The sequence below is a fragment of the Microbacterium sp. NPDC090014 genome (assembly GCF_044748285.1).
GTDB lineage: Bacteria > Actinomycetota > Actinomycetes > Actinomycetales > Microbacteriaceae > Microbacterium.
Window position 1 is genome coordinate 729,759 of the sequence record NZ_JBIVFS010000001.1, and the last position, 25,477, is coordinate 755,235.

Below are 25,477 nucleotides of genomic sequence, written 5' to 3' on the forward strand. Positions count from 1 at the left end.
GGTGGCTGCCGCGGTGCCGCCGCTCGTGCTCCTCGCGGGCATGAACTGCACGGCCGACCTGTGGACGGATGCGCGGTTCGAGGGGGCGGTCCGGCCGGTGCTGGATCGTCCCTCGATCGACGAGCAGGTGGCGGCGCTGCTCCGGGATCTGCCCGAGACCTTCGTGCTCGTCGGCCACTCGCTCGGGGGCATCGTCGGCATGGCTCTCGCCCTCGCCGCGCCTCAGAGGGTGGCCGGCCTCTGCCTCGTGTCGACCAATGCCAAGGCGCCGACCGACGCGCAGCGTTCCGGATGGGGCGGGTGGCTCACGGCACTCGACGAGGGCGTCGAGCCGCGCGCGCTGCAGGACGGCATCCTCATTCCTCTGCTCGGGGAGGCTCTCGTGCGAGAGCGGCCCGAGCTCGTGGAGCGGACTCTGCGCATGGGGGAGGAGACCGGTGCCGACCGGCTGCGCGCTCAACTGCGGATGCAGCTCACGCGCACCGACCTGCTCTCGCGGATCACCGGATTGTCGATGCCGACCCTCGTCGTCTCGGGGCTCGACGACGCCATCTGTCCGCCGCACTTCCACACCGAGATCGTGTCGGCGATGCCTGACGCCCGTCTCGTCACCCTGGATGCCGGCCACCTGCTGCCACTCGAGCGGCCGCGTGAGTTCGGGCGTCTCGTCCGGTCATGGATGTCGCAGCAGCGACTGGCCGGCATCGTCGTCTGACCTCGGGTTCGCTGCGCCTCGGCTTGTGGTGCTGCGGCAGTCGGGAGGGGATCCGCAATTCGGAGGGTGGAGGCGGGGGAGGTGACCTCCGTATCGCAGATCTCCTCCGGATCGACGGTGGGTGGCGGGGCGCGGGGGCGCGGGCGGCGCGGGATGCGGCGTGCGCTCAGCGCTCGGGCGCCGCGAGGCCGCGCAGATGCGCCATGAGAGAGGACGCGAGGTTGTAGACGACGAGGTCGGCTCCGTCGGCGAAGGCCGCGCTCGCCGCATCCCTCGTGCCGACGATGTCCATGCGCAGTGAACCGACCCTGGCCAGCGCCGAATGCACCACAGCGATCGCCTCGGGCACCGGTCGATCATCCGGTCCACTCGACGCCGCGAGGTCGGCGGGGCCGACCATGATGCCGTCGAGCCGTGGCACCGCGGCGATGCCCTCGACGTCTGCGACCCCGCCGGGCGATTCGATCATCCCGAGCACGAGAGTGTTCTCGAGCCACCAGTCGCGGTGCTCTGAGGGGTCGACGAGACCGAAGCGTCCGGCCCGGCTGTAGGTCGCGAATCCGCGCAACCCGACCGGCGGGTACATCGCCGCAGAGACCAGCGCCTCGGCATCCGCTGTCGTGTCGAGGTGAGGGGCGAGGATGCCCTGGGCTCCCTGGTCGAGCACCCGCAGGATCTGGCCGCGGTCGCCCTCGCCGACGCGCACGATCACCGGCACGCCGTGCACCTGGGCCAGCGCGATGTGCTGCCGCAGCGCGACGACGTCGGCGGGGCCGTGCTCGCAGTCGATCAGCACGAAGTCGAACTCGGCGACGGCGAGCATCTCGACCAGCTCTTCCGACGGCATCCGGAGCAGTGCCCCGATCAGCTTCTCGCCGGCGAGCGCTCGGGCTCGCAGCGACCGCATCATGCGACCATTCCTGCTGAGAGATCGATGTCGGCACCGCACATGCCCGGCATCCCGAGCATCGCGATGACCGCTGCGCCCACCTCTTCTTCGGTGACCATGCGTCCGAGCGCCGCGCGCGAGACGAACGCCTGCTCGGCGTCGTCGATGCTCGTGCCCGATCTCGCGGCCTCGAGGCGGAAGTTGCGCTCCATGCGCGGTCCCTGCACCGGGCCCGGCGACAGCGAGTTCACCCGCACACCTGCCGGTCCGACCTCGAACGCGAGCGTCGAGGTGAGCCCGATCACGGCCATCTTCGACGCGCAGTACGGCGTGCGGTGCGCGAGCGGACGCTTGCCCGAGACGGAGGCCACGTTGATGACGTCGCCGTCGCCGCGTTCGACCATGCCGGGCAGGAATGCCTTGCAGAGCAGGAACGTGCCGCGCACGTTCACGGCGAAGACCTCGTCCCAGTCGTCGACCTCGATGTCGGTGAGCGCTGCGACCGGACCCGGGATGCCGGCGTTGTTCACCAGGATCGACACCTCGGTGTCCGCCAGCTGCTCCCGCAGCCTGTCGACGGATGCCGGATCCGACACGTCGCAGGTCATTCCGCGTGTCCGTGAACCGAGGTCGGCGACGACGCGGTCGAGCTTCTCGGCGTCCCTCCCGACCACGACCACGTGCGCACCGGCGGCGTGCAGGGACCGGGCGATGGCCGCCCCGAGTCCGCTGCCGCCGCCGGTGACCACGGCCGTGCGACCGGCGAGGTCGGTCATCGCGACTCCGCGCCGACCGCCGCGTGACTCTCGTCGATCCAGGCGAACTCCGTGCCGGCGTGCCTCCAGGCGCGGGCATCGCCCGAGCGGGCATGACCTTCGAAGAGCTCGACCCGTGCAGCGCGGCCGCACACGGCTCCGAGCTCGGCCGACGACTCGGTGTTCTGGATCTCCTGATAGGTCACCGTGCGCAGGTACTTGCCCACCCAGAGTCCGCCGGTGTACCTCGCGGCGCCGAGCGTCGGCAGCACGTGGTTGGTGCCGATCACCTTGTCGCCGTAGGAGACGCAGGTGTTCTCGCCGAGGAACAGCGCGCCGTAGTCGTGCATCCGCGTCAGTGCCTCGCGCGGGTTCTGCGTGAAGATCTGCACGTGCTCGAAGGCGAAGTCGTCGGCGATCCGATAGGCCTCGTCGAGGTCGTCCGCGACGATCACCTGTCCCCAGTCGCGCCAGGCCGGGCCGGCGTAGTCGCGAGTGGGCATGCCGGGCAGGATCTTCTCGATCCAGTCCATGACCTCCTCCGCCAGCGCCTGCGAGGTCGTGACGAGCACGGCGGGGGAGTCGGGGCCGTGCTCTGCCTGCGAGAGCAGGTCGACGGCGGTGAAGAAGCGATCGGCGTGCTCGTCGGCGACGATGAGGATCTCGGTCGGGCCGGCGAAGAGGTCGATGCCGACCTCGCCGAACAGCTGGCGCTTGGCCTCGGCGACGTAGGCGTTGCCGGGGCCGGCGATCATGTTGACCGGTTCGATCGAGTCGGTGCCCACGGCCATCGCCGCCACCGCCTGCACTCCGCCGAGGATGTAGATCTCGTCGGCGCCGGCCATCTTCATCGCGGCCACGGTCGCGGCGGGGATCTCGCCGCGGATGGGCGGAGTGCACGCGACGACGCGGGGCACGCCGGCGACCTTGGCGGTGATGATCGTCATGTGCGCGGATGCCGTCAGCGGGTACTTCCCTCCCGGGATGTACGCACCGGCCGCCTGAACCGGAACATGCTTCTGTCCGAGGAACACCCCGGGCAGCGTCTCGACCTCGATGTCGACCAGCGAGTCGCGCTGGGCCTGAGCGAAGCGGCGCACCTGGCTCTGCACGAACTCGATGTCGGTGATCACCTGGGCGTCGAGCGTGCCGATGATCTCGGTGATCTCGTCATCGGAGAGCCGATACGAGTCGCGACTCCAGTTGTCGAACTGCTCGGCGTACCGCCGCACGGCGACATCGCCGTTCTCGCGGATGTCGCCGATGATTCCCCTCACCCGCTCGGCGACGTCCTGCTGAGCGGTGTCCGCGAACGTCTTCGTCGGCGCGGTCTTGAGATGCAGGGGCATGGCCCTTCCTTCCGTTGCATACGTATGTGCTGATTATGACCGCGTATGCATTCGGGCGTCAAGGGCGGTAGAATCCTGAGATCGAGGGGGAGGCGCCAAATGGTCGTCACGAGTCGTGATGTGGCCCGCTTGGCGGGAGTCTCGCAGCCGACGGTGTCTCGGGCACTGCGCGACGACGCGCGGGTGTCCGAGGCGACGAAGCTCCGGGTGCGCGAGGCGGCCCAGCTGCTGGGCTACGTGCCGAGCGAGGCGGGGCGTGCCCTGTCGTCCGGGCGCACGCGGCGCATCGGCCTGCTGCTGACCGATCTCGACAACCAGTTCTACTCGCACATCATCGCCCCGGTGCACCGCGAGCTCGAGACGCTCGGGTATCAGCTGATGCTGCACACCGAGTCGGCCGACAACGACACCATCGTCGAGCGACTGCTGGCCAACGGCCTCGACGGCGTGATCCTCGCGACCACCACCGTGGACTCCGTCGCGCCGCTGCGCCTCAAGGATCGCGGGCTGCCCTTCGTGTACTTCAACCGCACCGGCTCGTTCGTCGAGGCGGACGCCACGGTCGTCGACCCGGCTCCCGGCTATCGCGAGGCGGTTCGGCGTGCTGTCGCACTCGGGCACGCCAGGGTCGGCGCGGTGCTCGGACCGAGCAACACGAGCACGGCGCAGAGCCGCGAGGCCGCTCTGCGGGAGGCGCTCGTCGCCGAGGGTGTGACGCTGCCCGAGAGTCACGTGCGCCGGGTGCCGTACGGAGCCGCCGAGGGCGAGGCTGCGGCATCCGAGCTCCTCGAAGGGCCGGAGCGCCCGACCCTGCTGTTCTGCGGCAACGATGTGGTGGCATACGGTGCGCTCAATGCCGCGCACCGCGCCGGTCTGCGGGTGCCTGACGACCTCTCGATCCTCGGTTTCGACGACCTTCCCGAAGCGGCCTGGCCGATCATCGACCTCGCCACGATCGGCTACGACATCGCCGGCATGGCGCGCACGGCCGCCGACCTCATCGTGCGCCGCATCGAGGATCCGAGCGCCGAGCTCGAGAAGACGCGCTTCGAGTCCGTCTTCGTGCCGAGGCGCACTCTCGCGGCCGCACGCGCCGACTGACCCGCCTCTCGGCGATGATCACCGTGTGCGCAGGATCGTCTCTTGCGTTGTTTTGTGCATACGCATACACTGACGAGGAAGAAGCCAGCGATCACCGATGAACCGCAGCTTCGCATCTCGAAGGAGTGAAACGCGTGTCTCTCGACCCGGTTGCCTATCTGCCCTACCAAGACCCCGACGACTTCATCCGTGAGGTCACCGATCTGATCTGGGTCGATCGGTCGATCAGCTTCATCCGCGACAACTACGAGCCCGACTCGATCGTGCACGGCGCCTACGGCACCTCGACGACGCGACAGGAGGTCATCGAAGGAACGCTCATGCGCATCTCGGCGACACCCGATCGCACCGGCCAGGCCGAAGACGTGATCTGGGAGGCTCGCGGCGACGATGCGTTCCTCAGCTCGCACCTCGTGCTGTCGGGGCACCTGCAGACCTCCTCGCACAGCCGCACCATCGCGAACTGCCTGTACCGCAAGGGCCGCATGGTCGAGGAGTGGGTCGTGCGCGACTCGCTCGCCGGCGCACTCGAACGCGGCGACGACCTCGACGAGCTCGCCCGCGCCCAGGCCTTCCGCGGCTACACGGGGTCGTGGACCGAGCCGGCGCCCGCCGATCCGATTGCGAAGGGCGACTCGGGCGTGCGTCCCGACGACCACCGCTCCGAGGTCGAGACCGTTATCGACATGATCCAGACAGTGTGGAACGACCGCGACCTGCAGAAGGTCGAGAAGTTCTTCCACCGCGACCTCGTGCTGCTCACGGTCGGCAACCGCGTCGTCATCCGGCCCGAGGGCTACCGCCGCGCACTGCTGCGATTCCTCGAGTCGTTCCCCGCCGGGCAGTTCGAGATCCGTGACATCCAGACCAACTACGACGTCCGCTATGCGGGACTGCGCGTCGCGGTCACCTGGAAGTTCGTCGGCGATTACAACGGAGCCCCGAACTACGGCAGCCTCACCGGCAAGCCCGTCGACGTGCTCGGCATCTCGCAGTTCACCTTCCACCAGGGAGCCCTCGTCAAGGAGGTGCGCCTGTGGGACGACATCGCTCTGCGCGCCCAGATCGCGGGTACCCGCGGCGACGAGCCGGCAGCCTTCAGCAACATCTACTGATCATCGACTGATCGACAAGGAGAAGAAGAAATGAGCAACGCCATCGTCGACCAGGTCGACGTCATCGTCCCCGCGGACGAGATCGCACGCCGCACCATCCGCCGCACCGACTGGGTGCCGTGCAACTCCGCTTTCATCGACTGCCGCACTCCGGGATCCGACCGCAAGGAGAACTACTCCTTCATCGGCGCCGGCGTCTCGCAGAACGCGAGCCAGTACGTGAACCTCGAGGTGAATCACGGCTTCAACACCGGAGCAGCGGGGATGCCGAACGGCATCTCGAACAACCTGCATCTGCACTTCACTGCGGAGGTCTTCATCAACCTCGGCGGCGAGTTCCGCCTCCGCTGGGGTGTCGACGGCAAGCAGGGCGAATACATCAGTCACGACGGAGACATCGTGACGATCCCCACGTGGATCTTCCGCGGGTTCACGAACGAGGGGCCGGATGACGGCATCCTCTACACGGTGCTCGGCCGCGACGACAACGGCGGCATCATCTGGGGTCCGTCGGTGCTGCGCGAGGCGGAGTCCTACGGCCTTCACCTCACGGCCGACAACAAGCTCATCGACACGGTCGCCGGTGACGTGCTGCCCGACGATGTGCCGCTGATCACCCCGATGAAGCAGCACTACATCGACGAGCTCACGACCTACACGGTCGAGGACATGCGCGCGCGGGTCATCCAGCCCGGCGACCGCAAGTACTCGTCGGCGGCGCTGCTGTGCGCGGCGGTCGACGGCGGGCACGTCGAGCTCGCCACCGCCATCGGATACGGCATGAGCGAGAACCGTCGCCAGGTGCCGAACGTCACGGAACCCCACTCGTTCAACCTCGCGTGGGTGCGGGCCGAAGCGGGTCAGGGCGTGCTGCGCCACCGTCACGACAAGACGCAGGCGCTGCTGTTCAAGACCGGCCGCTGGGAGGTCACCCTCAACGGCGACCCGTCGACCGCCGTCACGCTGGGCGCCGGAGACACCTTCTCGGTTCCGGAGGGCAGCTGGCGCTCGTACGTCTGCGTCGAGGGCGACGAGTCCGGCACCGGCACGGTGCTCGTGATCAACGGCGGCGACGACCGCGTGTACCTCGAGTGGGCTCCGGAGGTCGTCGAAGCGGCGGCCGCCGCCGACTGGACCATCGATCCCAACGGCTACCTGGCCCCGCTGGGAGTGATGGTCACCGCCACGGAAGATGACTGAGAACGACGGGGCGCGAGGGGGTACTGCCCTCTCGCGCCCCGGCGCGTCCGTGACGGGATCGGATGCCGCTGAGCTGCGCGTCGCGGCGCTGTCGCCCGAGATCGTGCTCGGCGACGTCGACGGCAATCTCGACCGCATCCGCTCGGCGATCTCTGCCGCTGCTCGTCGGCAGGCGCAGCTGATCGTGCTGCCGGAACTCGCGACCAGCGGCTACGTGTTCGCGGACCGCGAGGAGGCGCACAGCGCCGCTCTCACCGCCGACGACCCGCGGTGGTCGACGCTGCAGGAGGCGATCCCCGCGGATGCCGTCGTCGTGGTCGGATACGCCGAAGCAGACGGGGAGCGGCTCTTCAACACCGCCGCCGTGCTCACTCGCGACGCGCGCCTGGCCGACTACCGCAAGTCGCATCTGTGGGGTGCCGAGAAGCTCGTCTTCGACAGCGGGTCCGAGGCCGGACTCGTCGTGGACGCCCCGTTCGGTCGTCTCGGCGTGGCGCTCTGCTACGACAACGAGTTCCCTGAGGTGCCGCGCCGTCTCGCGCTCGCGGGCGCGGATGTGCTCGCGCTGCCGGTCAACTGGCCGCTCGTGCCCCGGCCGGACGGCGAACATGCACCCGAGCTGATCCAGGCGATGGCGTCGGCGCGGTCGTCGCGACTGCCCGTCGTGATCGCCGATCGATGGGGGTCCGAGCGCGGCGTCGACTGGACCGACGGCACGGCGATCATCGACGAGCAGGGCTGGATCGTCGCGTTCCGCGCAGTTATGGGGGCGACGGCCGTGCTGTCGCTCGACGCCGCCCGCGGCAAGGCGCTGCCGCCGCACAACGACCTGTTCGCCGATCGGCGCGCCGACCTGTACTGAGTGGGTATGTGAAGCCCGGCCCTGTGCCGGATGCAGGACTTGAGCACGGATGCGGGGCGGGATCGCCGATCTGGTCCTGCATCCGTGCTCTCGTCCTGCAAACGGCGCGCGGTGGGGTGGCGAGGTGGCGCCGCCCGCCCACCCGGAGTCGGCCTCAGCTCAGTGCCGTGCGACCCTGATGCTCCGGCAGGCGTTCGCGCAGCATCCGCTCGGCGAGCTCGGCGAGCTTTTGCGTCGCGGGTGAGAGCAGCACGCCCGCTCGCTGCACCAGGGCGATCGTGTCGTGCATCGGCTCGGCGAAGGGGAATGTGCGGATGCCGGAGGGGAAGGCGTCGGACTCGGCGATCGAACGTGACACGATCGTGTCGGCCGTGCCTGCGGCGACCAGGCTGAGGGCCGTCTCGACGTGCTCGACCTCGACCGCCGGCTCGATGGTCAGGCCCCGCAGCCGTGCGCGTTCGAGCAGCTGGCGTCGGGTCGGGTCGTCCCACCCGGCGAAGGCGTCGTAGAGCACGAGCTTGGCGTCGGCGGCCTCCTCGATCGTGACCGGGCCGGCTTCCGGTGTCCGCGTGGCCGAGGCGTAGAGCACCTCGTCGCGAAAGAGCGGGCGCACCTCGAGGCCGTCTTCATCGACCGGCAGCACGAGCAGTCCGGCCTCGAGTTCGCCCGCCGCGATCGACCGGGCGACCTGCGCCGAGTTGATGCCGACCAGGCGCAACCGCACATTGGGATGCCGGTGGTGGAATGTCTCGGCCAGATCGGCGAGCGCGTAATAGGCCGCGTTGCGCAGCACGCCGAAGGTGCACGTGCCCCGCTCGAGCGAGGCCAGCGCCTGGATCGTGTCGATGCCGTTCTGCACCGCGCTGACCGCCTGCGCGGCGTGCGGCCGCAGTTCGAGCGCCGCGGCCGTCGGGACGAGGCGTCTGCTGCCTCGGGCGAACAGCGTGACGCCGAGTTCCCGTTCGAGGCGTGCGACCAGCTCCGAGACCGAGGCCTGCGTCATCCCGAGGGTCTTCGCCGCCGCCGTGAAGGATCCGTCGTCGAGTGCGGCGAGGAAGGCGGTGAGCTGGGTGATGGTCACACCCAATGGTAAACCCGATGGATCGTGCAGGATCATCAGGCTTGTCTCGTGGTTGCGAGCGGATCTAGCCTTCCTGCATGCGTTACTCCTCTGCAGTGCTCGCCCGCTTCGACGGCGACTTCCACCACCTCAAGACCCCGCTCATCGACGCACCCGCCGCGCAGCGCGACCCCGCCGTGATCGAGACGGTCACGGCCATGCTCGCCGACATCCGCGAGCGCGGCCTCGACGCCGTGCTCGACTACGCGCGAAAGCTCGACAACTACCAGGGGACCGACATCGAGCTCACCCCCGAGCAGATCGCGAGCAGCGGAGAACGCCTCGCCCCCGACCTGCGGGCGGCCATCGAGCTCGGCGCCGAGCGGACGCAGGCGTTCGCCCGCGCCTCCCGCGAGCACCTGACCGACTTCGAGACCGAGTTCGTTCCGGGCATCGTGACCGGCGCGAAGTACATCCCCGTGTCGCGTGTCGGCGCATACCTGCCAGCCGGACGCTTCCCGCTCACGGCCAGCGCGTTCATGACCGTGGGCGTGGCCAAGGCGGCCGGCGTGCCGACCGTCATCGCGTGCACGCCCCCGCAGCCCGACGGCGGAGCGAACGACGCCGTCGTCTACGCCGCGCACCTGTCGGGTGTCGACCGGGTGTTCGTGATCGGCGGGGTGCAGGCGCTCGCAGCCATGGCGTTCGGACTGCTCGGCGACCTGCCCGTCGACATGCTCGTCGGCGCGGGCAACGCCTACGTCGCCGAGGCCAAGCGCCAGCTGTTCGGCACGGTCGCGATCGATCTGCTCGCAGGCCCGAGCGAGGTCGCCGTGATCTCGGATGAGACGGCCGACCCCGTGCTCGTCGCCGCCGACCTGCTCGGGCAGGCCGAGCACGGGCCGAACTCGCCTGCGGCGCTCATCACGACCTCCGACGAGCACGGTCATGCCGTGATCGCCGAGATCGAACGACAGCTCGAGACGCTGGCGACGGTCGACATCGCCGGCGCCGCCTGGCGTGACTACGGCGTCGTCACCGTCGTGAAAGACCGCGAGACGGCGGTCGCTCTGATGGACGACCTCGCCCCCGAGCATCTCGAACTGCTCACGGCCGACGACGACTGGTACCACGAGAATCTGCGCAACTACGGCTCGATCTTCCTCGGGCCCTGGAGCACGGTCGCATACTCCGACAAGGGCATGGCGGGCACGAACCACGTGCTGCCCACGGCCGGCGGGGCCAAGCACAGCGCCGGGCTCTCGGTGTCGCGCTTCCTCAAGCCGCTCACGTATCAGCGCATCAGCCGTGCGGCCACGCCCGAGCTCGCGAACGCCGTGCAGGTGATCTCGGACTCCGAGGGCATGGCCGCTCACAGCGCCACGGCGACCCTGCGGTTGGACCGTCTCGGGTGACGGAGGGGCGTCGGGTGGCCTGATCCGGTGCCGACGGGTAGGTCGGTGCCGGATGCAGGACAGAAGCGCGGATGCAGGGCGAGATGGTCGATCTCGCCCTGCATCCGTGTTTTCGTCCTGCAAACGGCGCGGCGCGGACAGCGGCGCGTGGCGACCGAGCCTCAGGGGGCGGTGTAGCCGCCGTCGACGAGGTGGTAGCTGCCGGTGATGAAGCTGGCGGCGTCGCTGGCGAGGAAGGCGATGAGGTTCGCGACCTCGTCGGGCTGGCCGAGGCGACCGATCGGGTGCTTGCTCACGAGGAACGCCTTGGCCTCGTCGCCCATGGTGGCGAGCAGGGGGGTGTCGATGAAGCCGGGGCCGACCGAGTTGATGCGCACGCCCTGGGCGGAGTACTCGAGGGCAGCCGACTTGGTCATGCCCACGACGGCGTGCTTGGCGGCGACGTAGGCGGGGGAGTTCGCGAAGCCGACGCTGCCGAGGATCGACGCGATGTTGACGACGGAGCCGCCGCCGTTCGCGAGGATCGAGGGGATCTGCGCCTTCATGTTGCGGAACACGGCGTTGAGGTTGATCGAGATGACCTTGTCCCACGCGGCGTCGTCGTACTCGGCGGTAGGAGCGGATGCGCCGCCGATGCCGGCGTTGTTCACGCCGATGCGCAGCGGGGCGAGCGTGTTCGCGAGCTCGACCGAGCTGGCGATCCAGTCGGTGTCCGTCGCGTCTCCGACGGATGCCTCGGCGATGCCGCCGGCGGCGCGGATCTCCTCGACGACCGCGTTCGCGTTGTCCGCGTTCAGGTCGTTGACGACGACGGAGGCGCCGTTCTGGGCGAGCAGCAGAGCGGTCGAGCGTCCGATTCCGCTGCCTGCTCCCGTCACGATCGCCGAGCGGTTCGAGACGTCGTACTGAGCCACGAGTGACTCCTCTTCCGGACGGTCACGGTGCCGGGAGATCTTCTCGGACGGTCCGTCCTAGGTCTCCAGCCTACGCCTGTCTCAGGGAGATGGATGCACGTGAATGGATCCGTGCGCGTCAGCTCACACGGCGGATCGAAGCCCGCTCGATGACCGGCATGGGGATCAGCACGGCGTCGAGCGGCCGCTCGCCGAGCAGCATCTCGACCGCGGTGCGACCCATCACGTCGTACGGGAGCCGGGCGGTCGTGAGCCCCGGCCGCTGGAAGCTGGCGAGCTCCTCGTCGTCGAAGGAGGCGACCGAGATGTCGTCCGGCACCCTCAGCCCTCGCTCGGCGATCGCCTGGTACGTGCCGAACGCCACGCCGTCGTTGCCCGCCAGGATCGCCGTGAGGTCAGGGTGCGCGTCGAGCATCTGCAGGGTCCGCGTGTATCCGATGTCGGGGTTCCACTCGGGGACGTCGATGATGAGCGGATCGACGCCCGCCTCGGCGAACGCGGCGCGGATGCCGTCGAATCGCGAGCCGATGGTCACGGAGTACACGGGGGACGAGACCGCACGGGGATTGTTGCCGATCACGCCGACACGGCGATGCCCGGCATCGGTGAGCAGGCGCGCCATCGCGTGGCCCGCGACGCGCTCGTCGGGCAGGACCGAGGGGTGACCCGTCGTCGACGTGCCGTTGACGATCACGACGGGGACGTCTGCGGGCGTCTCGGGCACCTCGATCATGCGGGCGCCGAGGAGGCCGATCAGGATGCCGTCGACCCGGCGGTCGATCATCGCCTGGATCTCGTCGGCGATGGTCGCGTCGTCGCCCTCGGTCTCGGCGATGAGGACGGTGTGGCCGTGCTCCTTCGCCGCCGACAGCAGGCCGCGGATCATCTCGGAGGCGTAGCGGGTGACGGTGATCTGGTCGGAGATGAAACCCAGCGTCTTCGTCTTGCCCAGGCGCAGGCTCTGAGCCGCGGGATTCGGGCGATAGCCCAGCTCCTCGGCGGCGGCCTTGACCCGTCGCGCCGCGTCGACGGAGAGTCGCGACCCTGGTCGATCGTTGAGGATCATGCTCACCGAGGCCTTCGACATGCCCGAGAGCGCCGCGACGTCGGCGAGCGTCGGTCTGCGATCCACTCTCTTCGGCATCGGCGTCCTCCAGTCGCTGCGATCCAGCATAGGCAGTGGATGCCGAGCCCCGAAACCACCCGTGTTGAATTGATTTAGCAAAATCGTTGCGACCGCGATTCGACGATGCTACTCTCGGCGATGCTGAATCAATTTAGCATCGCAGCCCGGGACTCTCGATCCGTGCCGCGAAGTCATCACACAGGAGAGAACATCGTGGTTGATCTCACTCGCAGGGCTCTGTTCGGCGCGATCGGACTGGGCATCGTCGGCACCGTCGTCTCGTGGCCGAGGCTCACCGGATCGGACATCCCCGGGCGCGGCAAGGACACTCTGACGGTCGCCCTCTTCGGCACCGCGCAGGATGCGCTGGCTCGTCAGTCGCTGATCGACGGCTTCCAGCGCAAGCACCCCGGCGTCGAGGTGCGCATCGTCGCCATCCAGGGTCAGGACTGGAGCGAGTACTTCGCGAAGATCCTCACGATGATCGCCGCGGGCACGCCACCCGATGTCGTCACCGTCGCGACCGAGGGGGCGCAGCTCTTCGCCTCGCGCCTCGCGCACCCGCTCGACGACTTCGTGCGTCGTGACGCGTCCGAGATGCAGGAGTACTTCGATGACGTGAACCCCACCCTCATCGAGGCGTTCATGTACCAGGGCAGCCTCTTCCAGATGCCCGACAACTTCAACGCCGCCAACGTGTTCTACAGCACGACGGCCATGGAGCGCGCGGGGCTGGAGCGTCCCGCGGACAACTGGACGCTGGAGGACTTCCTCGGCACCGCCCGCGCGATGAAGAAGAGCGCCTCGGGGCAGTTCCTGCCGTACTTCTGGAACAACCGGCTGTGGGGCGGAGTGGTGCCCTGGCTGTATGTGAACAACACCAGCTTCCTGCATGAGGAGAAGGCGACCGGCGGCGACTGGCTCTGGGACCGCTTCTATCCGGATCAGCCGGCCCGCAGCGGAGGCTACGTGTGGAAGCAGGCCGACGCGCTCAACGAGCATGCGGTCGAGAGCTTCTCGGTGCTCGAGCGCATGGTCTCGGAAGGGCTCGCGGCGAACCCGGCGCAGGGCGGAGGCAACGAGCTGGTCTCCCTGTTCTCCACCGGCTCCGTCGGGATGACCCCGGCCGGCGGCTTCTGGGTGCGCGGCCTCGAGGAGGCCGGCGTAGCGAACGACGCCTACGACGTCACCTACTTCCCGAGGATGGCGGGGCAGCGGCACCAGTTCGGCGCGGGCGGCTACGCGATCATGGAGACCTCGCCGCGCAAGGACGAGGCGTGGGAGTGGCTCAAGTACTGCGTCTCGGTCGAGGGCATGACGATCGCGCACTCGAAACCCGACTCGTCGCTCCCCCGTCGCTCACTCAACGCCAAGCTCTACGGCGCGGGAGTCGGGCCGGCGCACTGGGACGTCTTCTACGACACGCTCGACAAGTTCCCCGACACGGGTCCGATGCCGGCACCGCCCCAGCAGGCGGCCGTCGAATCCGCCCTGCTGAAGAACGTGGTGTCGACCATCACGAACGGTCCGTCCGGCGTCCGCCGAGGACTCGAGACCATGCAGCGAGATCTCGAGCTCGCATTGGGGGGCAACTGATGTCCGAGAGCAGCACCCGCACCGTCACGGTGCCCACGAAGCTGCGTCGGGAGACCGGCACGGTCGCCCGATCGGGGCGCGTCTTCACCTGGGTCTTCCTCGCGCCCACGCTGATCGGGCTCGGCCTGTTCAACTTCGTGCCGATCATCGGATCGTTCGTCCTGGCGTTCTTCCGCTGGGACATCATCTCCGACCCGGTGTTCGTCGGGTTCGACAACTTCGTCGACCTCGCCGCGAACCCGACCGTGAGCGTCTCGTTCCTGAACACCATCGGCTTCGTCGTCGTCGCCGTCATCCTGCAGCTGTCGGTGGCTCTGGTGCTGGCGGTGCTGGTCCAGTCCAGGATGCCGAACTGGCTGCGCACGTTCTTCCGGTCGGCGCTGTTCTTCCCGCTGATCCTGTCGGCGGCATCCGTCTCGCTGATCATGGCGTACCTGTTCAATCAGGAGTTCGGGCTCGTCAATCAGACGCTCAACCTGATCGGCATCGCGGACGTCGGCTGGTTGACGACCGGCCTCGGTGCCAAGGTCGTGGTGCTGCTGGTCTACGTGTGGCAGAACTTCGGGTTCACGTTCCTGCTCTTCATCGGAGGTCTCGCGGCGATCCCGAGTGAGGTCTACGAGGCGTCCTCCCTCGACGGCGCGGCCGGGTGGACTCAGTTCCGCATGATCACGCTGCCACTAGTGAGCCCGACCCTGCTCGTCGCATCCGTGATGGCGATCATCAACGCGCTGCAGATCTTCGACCAGCCGTGGGTGCTGACCCGAGGGGGTCCCGGCGACGAGACCCGCACCGCGGTGATGGTGATCTACGAGTCCGCGTTCCGACAGCTCGACTTCGGCGGCGCATCGGCCATCGGCATCGTGCTGACCCTTCTCATCATGCTCGTCACGGCCATCCAGTTCCGGCTGAGCCGCCGATTCGTCTTCTACGGGTGAGGCCCATCATGACCACGACAGTGTCTTCGAAGCGTTCCTGGCTCTACACCCTCGGCACCGGCGGAAAGTTCGCCCTTCTCGGGCTCGCCGCCCTGCTGACCATCGGTCCCGTCGTCTGGACCCTGATCACGGCGCTCTCGCCGACCGACCCCGTGACCCAGGAGGTCAGCGTCGGGTTCGATGCGTTCGCCGACGTCTTCGCCAAGATCCCGATCTGGCTCTACGCATGGAACAGCGCGCTGGTGGTGGTGCTGGTCGCCGCCGGTCAGATGCTCTCGGCCGCGATGGCCGGGTATGTGTTCGCGAAGTTCGAGTTCCGCAGCAAGAAGCTGCTGTTCGCCCTGATCCTCGCGACGATGATGGTGCCGCTGCAGGTGACGATCGTCCCCGTGTTCATGCTCGTGAGAGGCATGGGTCTCGCCGACACGCTGCTCGCGCTCATCGTCCCCGCGCTCCCGACGGCATTCGGCACTTTCCTGATGCGGCAGTACTTCATGGGCATCCCGACCGAGCTGGGAGAGGCCGCCCAGCTCGACGGAGCGGGCCCCTGGCGCACGTTCTTCGGCGTCTACCTGCCGCTCGCGACCCCGGGTCTCGCGATCGTCGGCATCCTCGCCTTCAACTACCACTGGAACGAGTTCTTCCGTCCGCTGATCATGACGATCAGCGAGCAGAACTTCACATTGCCGCTCGGTCTGGTCACGCTGCAGGGCAACCTCGGCACGGGCAGCGTGTCGACGGTGCTCGCCGGAGTGATCCTCTCGATGATCCCCGCACTCCTGGTGTTCTTCTTCGGGCAGAAGCCGCTGCGCGAAGGACTCACCGCCGGCGTCGGCAAGTGACGCACGCCCCCATCACAGAGAAAGACGACTACCCCGGTGACCCCCACTGACTCTCCTCCGGTCCGCACCACGAGCCCGCGCACGCACTTCGCGCCGCGGAACAACTGGATGAACGATCCGAACGGACTCGTCTTCCACGACGGCATCCACCACCTGTACTTCCAGTGCAACCCGCACGGGATCTCGCACTCGAACGTGAGCTGGGGGCATGCGACGAGCACGGATCTCGCGCGATGGACCGAGCACGAGCCGGCCATCCTCTCGGACGACGCGGCGCAGATCTACTCCGGCTCCGTCGTGGTCGATCACGGCAACACCTCGGGATTCGGCACCGCCGAGGAGCCGGCCCTGGTCGCCCTCTACACGGCGGCCGCTGCAGGGCATCAGGCCCAGGCCCTCGCGTACAGCACCGACGGCGGATACGTCTGGACGAAGTACGAGGGCAACCCGGTGCTCGACCGCGGCACCAGCGACTTCCGCGACCCCAAGGTGTTCCGCTACGACGACGCCGACGGCGGGTACTGGGTCATGGTCGCGGTCGAAGCCCACGACCGGCAGGTGCTGTTCCACCGGTCCGACGATCTCACGACCTGGACGTATCTCTCGTCGTACGGCCCCGCGGGACCCGTCGGCGGGGTCTGGGAGTGCCCCGACATGTTCCGGCTCGCCGTCGACGGCGATGAGACCGACTCGCGGTGGGTGCTGCTCATCAGCCTCAACCCCGGGGGCATCGCGGGGGGATCGGGAACCCACTACGTCGTGGGGGAGTTCGACGGCACGACGTTCCGCGCGAGCGCACCGCATCCGACTCCCTCGCGGCGGCTGATGGTAGACCGCAGTCAATCACGAGACGAGCTCGAGGCGTACGGCTGGATCGACTTCGGCCCGGACTGCTACGCCGGTGTCACCTTCGACGGCCTCGCCGAGAGCGAGCGGACGCTGATCGCGTGGATGGACAACTGGGAGTACGCCGGCCGCATCCCCCAGGACGACTCGTCCGAGTACCGCACCGCGATGACTCTCCCTCGACGGCTCTCGCTCACCCGCGACCGCAGTGGCGTGGTGCGTCTGCGCCAGGCGCCGGCGGTCGACGCCGCGCCCGTCGAGTTCACCGAGCTCGGCTCGATGACGGGCCCGACCACGGTGTCCGAGCAGCTGCCGGATGCCGCGCGGATCAGGGTCTCGGCGGCGTTCGGAGACGCGCGAGGAGTCGAACTGCGCCTCGAGGGCGCGGATGCGGGTGGGGTCGTGATCCGTCAGGACCGCGCGAGCGGGCGCATCGACGTCGTCCGCCCCGAGCTGATCCCTCCCGCCGGGGTCGGCGGGTCGATGTCGATGCCCGCCACTCGCCCGGACGAGATCGACTGGGAGATCTGGATCGATCGGCTGAACGACAGGGTGTCGTCTCTCGAGCTCTTCGCGGAGGACGGCGTTCGGGTGCTCACGGCGCTGATCCCTGCCGCCGCGCTTCGCTCATGCGTGCTGGAGGCCTCGGGGGGAGCGCTCGGCGACGCCCGTGTCGCCGTCGCCGAGCTGCCGTGCTGACGACCGCGCGGTGCCTCGTCGTGGGGGAGGCGCTCGTCGACGTCGTCGGCGGTGTGCCCCACCCCGGCGGATCGCCGATGAACGTGGCGGTGGGGCTCTCTCGTCTCGGGCTCGCGACGAGACTGCTCACGCGGATCGGTGACGACCCGCACGGACGGATGCTGGGCGAGCACCTCGCCCGGGAGGGGGTCGCCGTCGTGCCGACGAGCATGAGAGCAGGGGAGCGCACGTCCCGCGCCGTCGCCGTGATCGGGGCCGACGGGGCTGCGGCCTACGACTTCGACATCGAGTGGGATGTGTCAGCGGAGGTCGCGATCGCAGAGGCCGCCGGCGTCGACGTGGTGCATGTCGGCTCGCTCGGCGCGGTGCTCGACCCCGGGGCGGATGCCGTCCGCGCGATGATCGACGCGGTGCCCGACGGCATTCTGCGCACCTACGATCCCAACATCCGGGGCGAGCTTCTCGGGCCGCGCGCGGCCGCGACCGAGCGTGTCGAGGCGATCATGGCGGCGTCGCACATCGTGAAGCTCAGCGATGAGGATGCCGAGTGGCTGTATCCCGGATGCCCGATCGATGACGTGCTCGCGCGGGTGATCGCGCTGGGTGCGCGGCTCGCCGTCGTCACCCGGGGAGGTGACGGGTGCGTCTCGCTCATCGAGGGAGGAGCGGGGCCGGTCGAGAGCGAGGCGCCGCCGGTCCAGGTGGTCGACACGATCGGTGCGGGCGATTCCTTCATGTCCGGCCTCATCCACGGCGTGGTCTCCGGCGGGCTGGCGCCAGCGCTCGCCGCCGACGCGTTCCATCCCGGCGCTCGCGATCTGACGCAGTTCGAACGCGTGACCGAGGCCGCGCTCGCCGGCGCGGCCGTCACCGTGTCCAGGCGCGGCGCGAACCCGCCGCGCCTGAGTGAGCTGGCGATCTCCTCGCGCTGACGCGCCGGCACTCCCACGCACCGCACGCACCGCACGGCCGGTTCGTGCGGTGCGATTTTCGTGCGCCCATCGTGGAATACCCGGAGAGGGTATACGCTTGTGTCTAATACCCCCCTGGGGTACTAGAACGAAGACAAGGAGACATGATGACGAAGAACGAGTTCCAGGTGACGGGCATGACGTGCGGCCACTGCGAGATGTCGGTCCGCGAAGAGGTCTCCGAAGTTCCCGGCGTCGAAGACGTCCAGGTGAGCGCTCAGAACGGCACGCTCGTCGTCACCGGATCCGCCCCGATCGACGAGACGCGGATCCTCGCAGCCGTCGCCGAGGCGGGCTATTCGGCGGTGCGGACGTCATGAACTCCGGCGCACGGCTCGGCCTCTTCGGGGCCGGCCTGGTGGTGGCGTTCGGCGCGGCCTTCGGCCTCGCCGGCGTCATCATCCCCGCGAGTGCCGTGAGTGACTGGACGAAAGGTGCGGAGATGGACGAACACGACACTCACGATGCGAGTGCCGCCGGTTCCGGCGAGGGCGAGAGTGCTCCGGCGGACGACCTGAAGGGGCTCTCCCTCGGGCTCGCCGGCTACGCGATGTCGCCGGTCGAGGCCCCGACATCGACGGGAGAACCCGGTGAGCTGGCGTTCCGGATCGACGACGCAGACGGCATCCCGGTGACGGCGTATGCCACCGCGCACGAGAAGCAGCTCCACCTGATCGTCGTGCGCTCCGACGGAAGCCAGTACCGCCACGTGCATCCGGTGCTCGATGAGTCGACCGGCACCTGGTCGCTGCCGTGGGAGTGGACGGATGCCGGCGCATACCGCGTCTTCGCGGACTTCACGCCGGCAGGCGCCGATGCGCCGTCGCTCACTCTCTCGCGCACCGTCGAGGTGGGGGGCGAGTTCGCACCCGTCGAGCCGCAGCCGACACAGGTCGCCGAGGTCGCCGGCTATACGGTCTCGGTCGACGGGGCTCTCGAGGCCGGGGCGGTGAGCGACCTGACGTTCACCGTGACCCGCGACGGCCGGCCGGTCACCGCTCTGCAGCCGTATCTCGGGGCGTTCGGGCATCTCGTGGCACTCCGGGACGGAGACCTCGCCTACCTGCACGTGCACGCCGCGGGCGCTGAACCCGAACCGGGCGAGACGTCGGGGCCGGAGATCGCGTTCGCCGCCGAGGCTCCGACTGCCGGGCGCTACCTGCTGTACCTGGACTTCCAGGTCGACGGCGCCGTGCACACCGCCGCGTTCGTGCTCGATGCCGCTCCGGCTGACGGCGCGCCCGAATCCGACGGCGACTCGCACGACGACGCGCACTGACCGTCGCTCATCGCCCCCACCGCGGCTGCCCGCTGCGACCCACAACGACATCGCACAGAAGGAACGAACATGAGCACGTCAGCACCCCCGACCACGGGGACAGGTCTCGAGCTGGAGATCGGCGGGATGACCTGCGCGTCCTGCGCGATGCGGATCGAGAAGAAGCTGAACAGGCTCGAGGGCGTCGTGGCGACCGTCAACTACGCGACCGAGAAGGCGAAGGTCACCGTTCCCGAGGGGTACGACCCGGCCGCGCTGATCGCCGAGGTCGAGAAGACCGGCTACTCGGCGTCGCTGCCGGCCCCGAAGGGGGCGGTGCGTGACGCCGGAGATCTCGACGCCGAGGACCCGGAGCTTCGCTCGCTGCGCACTCGCCTGATCGGTGCGGTCGTGCTGACCGTGCCGGTGATCGCGATGGCGATGATCCCCGCGCTGCAGTTCACGTACTGGCAGTGGGCGTCGCTGGCGCTGGCCGCTCCCGTGATCCTCTGGGCGGCCTGGCCGTTCCACCGGGCGGCCTGGATGAACCTCCGCCACGGCACTGCGACGATGGACACGCTCATCTCCCTGGGCACATCGGCCGCCTTCCTCTGGTCGTTGTACGCGCTGTTCTTCGGCTCGGCCGGCACGCCGGGCATGACCCATCCCTTCGAGTTCGCGCTCGCTCCGTCCGATGGAGCGGCGAACATCTACCTCGAGGTGGGTGCCGGTGTCACGATGTTCATCCTCGCCGGGCGCTATTTCGAGAAGCGGTCGAAGAAGCAGGCCGGCGCGGCGCTGCGTGCGCTGCTCGAGCTCGGCGCGAAGGACGTCGCCGTGCTGCGCGGTGGGGTCGAGGCCAAGATCCCGGTCGAGGACCTGCAGGTGGGAGACGAATTCGTCGTGCGGCCCGGCGAGAAGATCGCGACCGACGGCATCGTGGTGTCGGGCACGTCGGCCGTCGATGCGTCGATGCTCACGGGCGAGGCCGTGCCGGTCGAGGTCGCCGAGGGCGACGCCGTCACGGGCGCCACGGCGAACGTCGGTGGGCGGCTCGTGGTTCGCGCCACCCGGATCGGTTCCGACACGCAATTGGCGCAGATGGCCCAGCTCGTCGAGGACGCCCAGACGGGGAAGGCGGAGGTGCAGCGCCTCGCCGACCGCATCTCGGGTGTCTTCGTGCCGATCGTGATCGTGATCGCCGTCGTCACGCTGGGCGGCTGGCTCGGCGCCGGGTTCCCCATGACGGCGGCGTTCACCGCGGCGGTCGCCGTGCTCGTGATCGCGTGCCCCTGCGCGCTCGGCCTCGCGACGCCGACCGCGCTGCTCGTCGGCACGGGCCGCGGTGCGCAGATGGGAGTGCTCATCAAGGGGCCGGAGGTGCTGGAGTCCACTCGCACGGTCGACACCGTGGTGCTCGACAAGACGGGAACCGTCACCACCGGCAGGATGACGCTCGTCGACGTGTTCGTCGAGCCGGGCACCGACCGTTCGGATCTCCTGCGGCTGGCCGGTGCGCTGGAGGATGCCTCCGAGCACCCGATCGCGCAGGCGATCGCCAAGGGCGCGACCCAGGAGATCGGTGCACTGCCCGCACCAGAGGACTTCGCGAACATCGAGGGCAAGGGCGTGCAGGGCGTCGTCGACGGCCACACCGTCATCGTCGGCCGGGATTCGCTCCTCGCCGAGTGGGCGCAGGCGCTGAGCCCCGAGCTCGCCGCCACGAAGGGCCGCGCCGAGGGCGAGGGCAAGACGGTCGTCGCGGTCGGCTGGGACGGCCTGGCTCGCGGCATCCTGGTCGTCGCCGACACCGTGAAGCCGAGCAGCGCCGAGGCGATCGCCCGGTTCAGGGCGATCGGGCTGACGCCCATCCTGCTCACCGGCGACAACGAGGCCGTCGCCCGGCGGATCGCCGCGGAGGTCGGCATCGACGAGGTCATCGCCGAAGTCCTCCCGGCAGACAAGGTCGCGGTCATCACCCGACTGCAGGGTGAGGGGAAGACGGTCGCGATGATCGGCGACGGCGTCAACGACGCACCCGCACTCGCCCAGGCCGACCTCGGCCTGGCCATGGGCACCGGAGCGGATGTCGCGATCGAGGCGTCCGACATCACCCTGGTGCGCGGTGATCTGCGCAGCGCGGTCGACGCGATCCGGCTCTCGCGGGCGACGCTCTCGACCATCAAGACCAACCTGTTCTGGGCCTTCGCCTACAACGTCGCGGCCATCCCGGTCGCGGCGCTGGGAATGCTCAACCCGATGCTGGCCGGTGCGGCGATGGCGCTGTCGAGCGTCTTCGTCGTGGGCAACAGCCTGCGTCTGCGCGGGTTCCGCAGCATCGCCGCACGGTGACCCCTAGGCTCTCGGCGACCGCCGAGACACACTGAGAACGACACCCGATACGGGAGGACGGGACCCATGACTGCACACGACGCGCACGGAACCCCCGGGGGAGGCCACCAGGTCTCGCACGACGATCACGCTCGGAACGCGGACGGGGCTCACAGCGAGCACGCGGACCACGGCGAGCACGCGGACCACGGCGGGCACGGTGGACATGGTGGGCACGGCGGGCATGGCGGGCACGGTGACCACGTCGGTCAGTTCCGTCGCCTGTTCTGGGTCAATCTCCTGCTCGCCGTGCCGGTGGTGGCGTTCTCGCCGATGTTCGCGATGATCTTCGGCTACGACGTCGCCGGAGGGGCCCGGTTCATCTCGCCCGTGCTCGGCACCGTCATGTATGTCTGGGGCGGATGGCCGTTCCTCACCGGGGCGATCAGCGAGCTGAAGGCCCGCAAGCCCGGGATGATGCTGCTGATCGCCCTCGCGATCACAGTCGCGTTCTTCGCCTCATGGGGCGCGACGCTCGGCATCCTCCATCACGAGCTCGAGTTCTGGTGGGAGCTCGCACTGCTCATCGTCATCATGCTGCTGGGCCACTGGATCGAGATGAGGTCCCTCGCGCAGACGACGTCGGCGCTCGACTCCCTCGCGGCGCTGTTGCCCGACGAGGCCGAACGGGTCGAGGGCGACGAGATCGTCACGGTCGCACCCGCCGATCTCGTCGTCGGCGACGTGGTCGTCATCCGTCCCGGGGCGAGCGTTCCGGCGGATGGGCGCATCATCGACGGCACAGCCGCCATGGACGAGTCCATGGTGACAGGCGAGTCCCGCCCGGTCACCCGTGCGACCGGTGACACGGTGACCGCGGGCACGGTCGCGACCGACTCCGGTCTGCGGGTCGAGATCACCGCCACCGGGGATGACACCGCGCTCGCCGGCATCCAGCGGCTGGTGACCGATGCACAGAACTCCTCGTCGCGGGCGCAGCGCATCGCCGACCGCGCAGCCGCCCTGCTGTTCTGGTTCGCGCTGCTCTCGGCCGCTCTGACCGCGCTGGTGTGGACCCTCGTCGGGGATCCGGATGCTGCGGTCGTGCGCAGCATCACCGTGCTCGTCATCGCCTGCCCGCACGCGCTCGGCCTCGCGATCCCGCTGGTCGTGTCGATCGCGACCGAGCGCGCAGCCCGGGGCGGGGTGCTCGTCAAGGATCGCCTCGCGCTCGAGAGCATGCGCACCGTCGACGCCGTGCTGTTCGACAAGACGGGCACGCTGACGAAGGGCGCGCCGACCGTGACCGCCGTCGAGCCGACCGGTGACATCGACGCCGATCGTCTGCTGGCGCTCGCCGCCTCGGCTGAGGCCGACAGTGAGCATCCGCTCGCTCGCGCGATCGTGCGCGCGGCGGAGGAGAGAGGGCTGACGCTCTCGAAGGCCTCCGGGTTCACGTCGTCGCCTGCCGTGGGCGTGACCGCCACGGTCGACGGCAGAGAGGTGCGCGTGGGCGGGCCGAAGCTCCTCGACGAGGTGGGCGGCCGAGAGATCTCCGCCGCAGACGGGTGGCGAGACGAGGGCGCCATCATCCTGCACGTGACCGTCGACGGACAGGTGGCCGGCGGGCTGAAGCTCGCCGACGAGGTGCGACCGGAGTCTCAGCAGGCGGTCGACGCGCTCCACCGCCTCGGCGTCGAGGTCGTGATGATCACCGGCGACGCCCAGGCCGTGGCCGATTCCGTCGCGGCCCGGCTCGGCATCGACCGGGTGTTCGCGGGGGTGCGTCCCGAAGACAAGTCAGCCAAGGTGAAGGAGCTGCAGGCAGAGGGCAAGAAGGTCGCGATGGTCGGCGACGGCGTCAACGACGCCCCCGCCCTCGCTCAGGCCGACGTCGGCATCGCGATCGGCGCGGGGACCGATGTCGCCATCGCCTCGGCCGGGGTGATCCTCGCGAGCTCCGACCCGCGGTCGGTGATCTCGGTCATCGAGCTCTCCCGCGCCGCATACCGCAAGATGCGGCAGAACCTGTGGTGGGCGGCCGGATACAACCTGCTGTCGGTGCCGCTCGCCGCCGGCATCCTGGCACCCGTGGGATTCGTCCTGCCGATGTCGGTCGGAGCGGTGCTGATGTCGCTCTCGACGATCGTCGTCGCGCTCAATGCGCAGCTGCTCCGGCGCATCGACCTGTCGCCCGAGGCGAGTGTGCGGGGCGTGCTCGAGCGGGCCTGACGCGGGATCGCCTCGGTGATCCCGCGAACACCGAGATCTCACCGGCGCTTCAGCGCGGTGACGGTGCTCGATCGGCGGTGCAGACAGCAGCGGCCGCCCCGCCTGTGAGACGGAGCGGCCGCTGTGCGAAAGCGCGGTCTACGGGACGATGACTGCGCGGCCGCGGATGCTGTTCGAGGCGAGATCCTCGTACGCCTTCGGGCCGTCGTCGAGCGAGTACGTCTCGGTCTGCACGTGGATCTTTCCCGCGCGCGCGAGATCGAGCACCTCGATCAGTTCCGAGCGCGATCCCCAGTAGGGGATTCGCACGGCGGCGTCGTAGGCGATCGCGCCGAAGCCGAGCGACATGGTTCCGCCGCCGATGCCGACGATCGTCACGTCGGAATCGAGTGCGGCGACACTCTGCGCCAGAGCCATCGTCGGGTTCGCGCCCACGAAGTCGAACACGGCGTTGGCGCCCAGACCGCCGGTGATCTCGCGGATCTTGTCGGCGGCGGATGCATCGCTGATCAGGACGTGGTCTGCGCCCACTTCGGTGGCGAGCTCGAGCTTCGTGTCGTTCACGTCGAGGGCGATGACGGTGGCGCCAGAGATCGCCTTCAGGATCTGGATGCCGACATGGCCGAGCCCGCCGGTGCCGATGACGACGGCGAAGGTGCCGGCGCCGAGCTTGGGGAGTGAGCGCTTGATCGCGTGGTACGGGGTGAGGCCGGCGTCGGTCAGCGAGACGTTCTGCACGGGGTCGAGGTCGCCGAGCGGCACGAGGTGGCGGGCATCATCGACGATCATGTACTCGGCCATCGAACCCTGGCTGCCGAGGCCGGGAGGGCGGATGCCCTCAGCCGCGGCGTTGGTGCAGTAGTTCTCCATGCCCTGTGAGCAGTTGTGGCAGCGGCCACAGCCCCACGGACCGTAGACCGCCACGGCGTCGCCGACCTTCAGCGTCGAGTCGACGCCCTCTCCGATCTCGTGCACGATGCCTGCGCCCTCATGGCCGAGCGTCAGCGGCAGCGGATAGCTCTGCTCGAGGTAATCCTTCTCAGGAAGGCCCATGACGTAGTCGTCGGAATGGCAGACGCCGCCCGCAGTGATCTTGAGCAGAACCTGACCGGGGCCGGGCTGAGGAATCGGGATGTCGACGACGACAGGGGGCTTGCCGATCTCGACGTAACGGAGAGCTTTCATGTGCTTCTTCTTCCTGGCGCCCGAGCGGTCTGCCGCGCGGTGCGGAGGCGTGGGCGCTCGAGGCCGTCTCTTCCAGTA

Annotated in this window: 22 protein-coding genes; 15 read left to right on the forward strand and 7 right to left on the reverse strand. The window is 69.0% G+C overall.

Features of this window, described 5'->3' with window-relative positions:
* The first annotated feature begins 1 nt into the window (after position 1).
* Complete coding sequence (locus tag ACIPV5_RS03550) at positions 2–715, forward strand: alpha/beta fold hydrolase (RefSeq protein WP_400339781.1); 714 nt, start codon at positions 2–4, stop codon at positions 713–715.
* Positions 716–881: 166 nt separating this feature from the next.
* Here ACIPV5_RS03550 and ACIPV5_RS03555 read toward each other — a convergent pair whose 3' ends face one another.
* From ACIPV5_RS03555 to hisD (ACIPV5_RS03565), 3 genes are read right to left on the reverse strand one after another with little or no spacing between them, the layout of a single operon-like run.
* Positions 882–1,625, reverse strand: a complete 744-nt coding sequence (locus ACIPV5_RS03555; RefSeq protein ID WP_400339784.1) for an HpcH/HpaI aldolase/citrate lyase family protein — start codon at positions 1,623–1,625, stop codon at positions 882–884.
* A complete protein-coding gene (locus ACIPV5_RS03560; RefSeq protein WP_056276223.1) occupies positions 1,622–2,380 on the reverse strand; it encodes an SDR family NAD(P)-dependent oxidoreductase in 759 nt (252 codons plus the stop codon). The genes ACIPV5_RS03555 and ACIPV5_RS03560 overlap by 4 nt, the downstream gene beginning before the upstream one ends.
* On the reverse strand, positions 2,377–3,708 hold the full coding sequence (hisD, locus tag ACIPV5_RS03565) for a histidinol dehydrogenase (RefSeq protein WP_400339788.1): 1,332 nt from the start codon (positions 3,706–3,708) through the stop codon (positions 2,377–2,379). The genes ACIPV5_RS03560 and hisD (ACIPV5_RS03565) overlap by 4 nt, the downstream gene beginning before the upstream one ends.
* 99 nt (positions 3,709–3,807) lie before the next feature.
* Here hisD (ACIPV5_RS03565) and ACIPV5_RS03570 point away from each other — a divergent pair, with 99 nt between their 5' ends.
* The 4 genes from ACIPV5_RS03570 to ACIPV5_RS03585 all read left to right on the forward strand — a co-directional run bounded on the left by ACIPV5_RS03570 (position 3,808) and on the right by ACIPV5_RS03585 (position 7,986).
* A complete protein-coding gene (locus ACIPV5_RS03570; protein WP_400339791.1) occupies positions 3,808–4,809 on the forward strand; it encodes a LacI family DNA-binding transcriptional regulator in 1,002 nt (333 codons plus the stop codon).
* A gap of 134 nt (positions 4,810–4,943) precedes the next feature.
* Complete coding sequence (locus ACIPV5_RS03575) at positions 4,944–5,924, forward strand: ester cyclase (protein ID WP_053098470.1); 981 nt, start codon at positions 4,944–4,946, stop codon at positions 5,922–5,924.
* A 30-nt stretch (positions 5,925–5,954) separates the two neighbouring features.
* On the forward strand, positions 5,955–7,124 hold the full coding sequence (locus ACIPV5_RS03580; protein ID WP_320489564.1) for a hypothetical protein: 1,170 nt from the start codon (positions 5,955–5,957) through the stop codon (positions 7,122–7,124).
* Positions 7,117–7,986, forward strand: a complete 870-nt coding sequence (locus ACIPV5_RS03585; RefSeq protein ID WP_400339794.1) for a nitrilase-related carbon-nitrogen hydrolase — start codon at positions 7,117–7,119, stop codon at positions 7,984–7,986. Before ACIPV5_RS03580 ends, ACIPV5_RS03585 begins: the two co-directional genes overlap by 8 nt.
* A gap of 154 nt (positions 7,987–8,140) precedes the next feature.
* On the opposite strand, the gene ACIPV5_RS03590 is transcribed toward ACIPV5_RS03585, so the two are convergent.
* On the reverse strand, positions 8,141–9,067 hold the full coding sequence (locus ACIPV5_RS03590) for a LysR family transcriptional regulator (RefSeq protein ID WP_400339796.1): 927 nt from the start codon (positions 9,065–9,067) through the stop codon (positions 8,141–8,143).
* A gap of 77 nt (positions 9,068–9,144) precedes the next feature.
* On the opposite strand from ACIPV5_RS03590, the gene hisD (ACIPV5_RS03595) reads away from it, so the two are divergent.
* Positions 9,145–10,461, forward strand: a complete 1,317-nt coding sequence (gene hisD / locus ACIPV5_RS03595; RefSeq protein WP_400339799.1) for a histidinol dehydrogenase — start codon at positions 9,145–9,147, stop codon at positions 10,459–10,461.
* 161 nt (positions 10,462–10,622) lie between these two features.
* Here hisD (ACIPV5_RS03595) and ACIPV5_RS03600 read toward each other — a convergent pair whose 3' ends face one another.
* Positions 10,623–11,375, reverse strand: a complete 753-nt coding sequence (locus tag ACIPV5_RS03600) for an SDR family NAD(P)-dependent oxidoreductase (protein WP_400339801.1) — start codon at positions 11,373–11,375, stop codon at positions 10,623–10,625.
* A gap of 118 nt (positions 11,376–11,493) precedes the next feature.
* The gene (locus ACIPV5_RS03605) at positions 11,494–12,519 is read right to left on the reverse strand and encodes a LacI family DNA-binding transcriptional regulator (protein WP_053098481.1); all 1,026 of its coding nucleotides are present in this window, start codon (positions 12,517–12,519) and stop codon (positions 11,494–11,496) included.
* A gap of 195 nt (positions 12,520–12,714) precedes the next feature.
* On the opposite strand from ACIPV5_RS03605, the gene ACIPV5_RS03610 reads away from it, so the two are divergent.
* From ACIPV5_RS03610 to ACIPV5_RS03650, 9 genes are all read left to right on the forward strand, one after another.
* A complete protein-coding gene (locus ACIPV5_RS03610; RefSeq protein ID WP_056276254.1) occupies positions 12,715–14,097 on the forward strand; it encodes an extracellular solute-binding protein in 1,383 nt (460 codons plus the stop codon).
* Entirely contained in the window at positions 14,097–15,035 is a 939-nt protein-coding gene (locus tag ACIPV5_RS03615; protein WP_201778482.1) for a carbohydrate ABC transporter permease, read from the forward strand. Before ACIPV5_RS03610 ends, ACIPV5_RS03615 begins: the two co-directional genes overlap by 1 nt.
* 8 nt (positions 15,036–15,043) lie before the next feature.
* Complete coding sequence (locus ACIPV5_RS03620; RefSeq protein WP_056276257.1) at positions 15,044–15,877, forward strand: carbohydrate ABC transporter permease; 834 nt, start codon at positions 15,044–15,046, stop codon at positions 15,875–15,877.
* A 36-nt stretch (positions 15,878–15,913) separates the two neighbouring features.
* On the forward strand, positions 15,914–17,422 hold the full coding sequence (locus ACIPV5_RS03625; RefSeq protein WP_400339803.1) for a glycoside hydrolase family 32 protein: 1,509 nt from the start codon (positions 15,914–15,916) through the stop codon (positions 17,420–17,422).
* Entirely contained in the window at positions 17,416–18,354 is a 939-nt protein-coding gene (locus tag ACIPV5_RS03630) for a carbohydrate kinase (protein WP_400339805.1), read from the forward strand. The genes ACIPV5_RS03625 and ACIPV5_RS03630 overlap by 7 nt, the downstream gene beginning before the upstream one ends.
* 146 nt (positions 18,355–18,500) lie before the next feature.
* Positions 18,501–18,713, forward strand: coding sequence for a heavy-metal-associated domain-containing protein (locus tag ACIPV5_RS03635; protein WP_056277661.1), 213 nt, complete (start codon positions 18,501–18,503; stop codon positions 18,711–18,713).
* The gene (locus ACIPV5_RS03640) at positions 18,710–19,672 is read left to right on the forward strand and encodes a heavy-metal-associated domain-containing protein (protein ID WP_400339807.1); all 963 of its coding nucleotides are present in this window, start codon (positions 18,710–18,712) and stop codon (positions 19,670–19,672) included. The genes ACIPV5_RS03635 and ACIPV5_RS03640 overlap by 4 nt, the downstream gene beginning before the upstream one ends.
* A 69-nt stretch (positions 19,673–19,741) precedes the next feature.
* Positions 19,742–22,003: a heavy metal translocating P-type ATPase gene (locus ACIPV5_RS03645; protein WP_400339808.1), complete on the forward strand. Its 2,262-nt coding sequence runs from the start codon at positions 19,742–19,744 to the stop codon at positions 22,001–22,003.
* A 66-nt stretch (positions 22,004–22,069) separates the two neighbouring features.
* Entirely contained in the window at positions 22,070–24,214 is a 2,145-nt protein-coding gene (locus ACIPV5_RS03650; RefSeq protein WP_400339810.1) for a heavy metal translocating P-type ATPase, read from the forward strand.
* Between the two features lie 138 nt (positions 24,215–24,352).
* On the opposite strand, the gene ACIPV5_RS03655 is transcribed toward ACIPV5_RS03650, so the two are convergent.
* A complete protein-coding gene (locus ACIPV5_RS03655; protein ID WP_053098488.1) occupies positions 24,353–25,399 on the reverse strand; it encodes an NAD(P)-dependent alcohol dehydrogenase in 1,047 nt (348 codons plus the stop codon).
* Positions 25,400–25,477: the final 78 nt, after the last annotated feature.

What these genes read in the sequence shown, in the direction of transcription:
- ACIPV5_RS03555 (WP_400339784.1), bottom strand. Translation starts at nt 1,625, where the DNA reads ATGATGCGGTCGCTGCGAGCCCGAGCGCTCGCCGGCGAGAAGCTGATC.
- ACIPV5_RS03655 (WP_053098488.1), bottom strand. Translation starts at nt 25,399, where the DNA reads ATGAAAGCTCTCCGTTACGTCGAGATCGGCAAGCCCCCTGTCGTCGTC.
- ACIPV5_RS03605 (WP_053098481.1), bottom strand. Translation starts at nt 12,519, where the DNA reads ATGCCGAAGAGAGTGGATCGCAGACCGACGCTCGCCGACGTCGCGGCG.
- hisD (WP_400339799.1), top strand. Translation starts at nt 9,145, where the DNA reads ATGCGTTACTCCTCTGCAGTGCTCGCCCGCTTCGACGGCGACTTCCAC.
- ACIPV5_RS03560 (WP_056276223.1), bottom strand. Translation starts at nt 2,380, where the DNA reads ATGACCGACCTCGCCGGTCGCACGGCCGTGGTCACCGGCGGCGGCAGC.
- ACIPV5_RS03640 (WP_400339807.1), top strand. Translation starts at nt 18,710, where the DNA reads ATGAACTCCGGCGCACGGCTCGGCCTCTTCGGGGCCGGCCTGGTGGTG.
- ACIPV5_RS03570 (WP_400339791.1), top strand. Translation starts at nt 3,808, where the DNA reads ATGGTCGTCACGAGTCGTGATGTGGCCCGCTTGGCGGGAGTCTCGCAG.
- ACIPV5_RS03585 (WP_400339794.1), top strand. Translation starts at nt 7,117, where the DNA reads ATGACTGAGAACGACGGGGCGCGAGGGGGTACTGCCCTCTCGCGCCCC.
- ACIPV5_RS03615 (WP_201778482.1), top strand. Translation starts at nt 14,097, where the DNA reads ATGTCCGAGAGCAGCACCCGCACCGTCACGGTGCCCACGAAGCTGCGT.
- hisD (WP_400339788.1), bottom strand. Translation starts at nt 3,708, where the DNA reads ATGCCCCTGCATCTCAAGACCGCGCCGACGAAGACGTTCGCGGACACC.
- ACIPV5_RS03650 (WP_400339810.1), top strand. Translation starts at nt 22,070, where the DNA reads ATGACTGCACACGACGCGCACGGAACCCCCGGGGGAGGCCACCAGGTC.
- ACIPV5_RS03635 (WP_056277661.1), top strand. Translation starts at nt 18,501, where the DNA reads ATGACGAAGAACGAGTTCCAGGTGACGGGCATGACGTGCGGCCACTGC.
- ACIPV5_RS03645 (WP_400339808.1), top strand. Translation starts at nt 19,742, where the DNA reads ATGAGCACGTCAGCACCCCCGACCACGGGGACAGGTCTCGAGCTGGAG.
- ACIPV5_RS03620 (WP_056276257.1), top strand. Translation starts at nt 15,044, where the DNA reads ATGACCACGACAGTGTCTTCGAAGCGTTCCTGGCTCTACACCCTCGGC.
- ACIPV5_RS03580 (WP_320489564.1), top strand. Translation starts at nt 5,955, where the DNA reads ATGAGCAACGCCATCGTCGACCAGGTCGACGTCATCGTCCCCGCGGAC.